We start from the raw sequence: 1141 nt of genomic DNA on the forward strand, positions 1-1141 counted from the left end.
CATTGTATTAGCCAAAACCCGCTGGCACTTGCGCAAAGCGGTGAGAACCGTCAATCAACACTTTCATCAATTAAAAGTGGAGCAAGCGCCGGATAAAACCTTTATTGGGCGTATTGAAAAAGAATTTGATTTTTTGGGTTATCGATTTGGCCTGCCAGAATTGGGCTTAGCAGAGAAGACGATAACTAACGCGGTGAATAAAGTACGTCAGCTTTATGAGCAAAAGTTAGCGGCCCCCAAAAGAGCCGCTATGCTTGATGACTATATTACCCGCTGGTTACGATGGGTAAATGCAGGGCTAGATGACAAGCCGATTAATATTGTTTTCTGTATCGAGCAAAGGACAAGCCCGCTAAACCCAGCAGCATCAATATAACCGAACTGGGTTCGGGGACTGTCACGCGGTTATCAAACGCAACTTCCCCATTGGCGATGTACGCTATGTTCCCGACAATGTAATTATCAAAATTTGGCTCCTCAGTATATATACTAAAATTCCTTTTATATTCATCATTCACCCCGTCGTCGAATTGCGACCAGAAGTCGGCAAATGTGATTTTCCCGCCCGCCACATCGAAATCGTTAAATCTAACAACCCAAAATGGGTCATTAATTACGTCGATGTTAACCTGCATCGCGTCGATTGAAGTCAACACAATTCCGGTGGCAGCCTGGTCCACGCCGTTGTCTGATAATCCATATATTTCGCCGATGATTTCACCGTTATAAGAATCCCAAGAAAAATCAAATATCAACGTCGCATTTGCAGCTCCCATCCATCCTGTTAATGCTATTACTCCTAAAATCCTAGTGACCATCTTAAACATGCCTATATCCTTTTTTAAATTGAAACTCGAGTCGAGCGCTCAGAAATATGCAATAATTGCGCCATGAAAGTAAATCCTATTTAATTCAATGGCATATAATACACTTACAAAAAACATGGGATTGAAATGGTAAAGAAACCTGACATATTCATATGGATGAAAAAAAACGTAAACACTGGGCTGTAGGGGATTTCCCATTTTAAAGGGCATACGATGGGTAAAAATCCCCACCTCATCAATTTGATGTAAATTGTCAGGTCGGTTGAGCCTGTCATTCTGGGGCCATGCCATCACTTGGTTTGATAAATACGGCT

2 protein-coding genes and 1 pseudogene are annotated in these 1141 nt (G+C 42.0%); 1 reads left to right on the forward strand and 2 read right to left on the reverse strand.

What is annotated here, in order from left to right; all coding sequences use genetic code 11:
• Positions 1-376: pseudogene (locus CXF95_RS26195) on the forward strand (hypothetical protein); the annotation flags it as partial.
• Here the strand turns inward: CXF95_RS26195 and CXF95_RS26200 are convergent.
• The gene (locus CXF95_RS26200; RefSeq protein ID WP_101201405.1) at positions 315-827 is read right to left on the reverse strand and encodes a PEP-CTERM sorting domain-containing protein; all 513 of its coding nucleotides are present in this window, start codon (positions 825-827) and stop codon (positions 315-317) included. The pseudogene CXF95_RS26195 and the gene CXF95_RS26200 overlap by 62 nt on opposite strands.
• Before the next feature lie 39 nt (positions 828-866).
• On the reverse strand, positions 867-1141 hold a 275-nt coding region (locus CXF95_RS30965), incomplete at its 5' end, for a hypothetical protein (protein ID WP_232788055.1).

The sequence above is a fragment of the Paraglaciecola sp. MB-3u-78 genome (assembly GCF_002835935.1).
Lineage (GTDB): Bacteria > Pseudomonadota > Gammaproteobacteria > Enterobacterales > Alteromonadaceae > Paraglaciecola.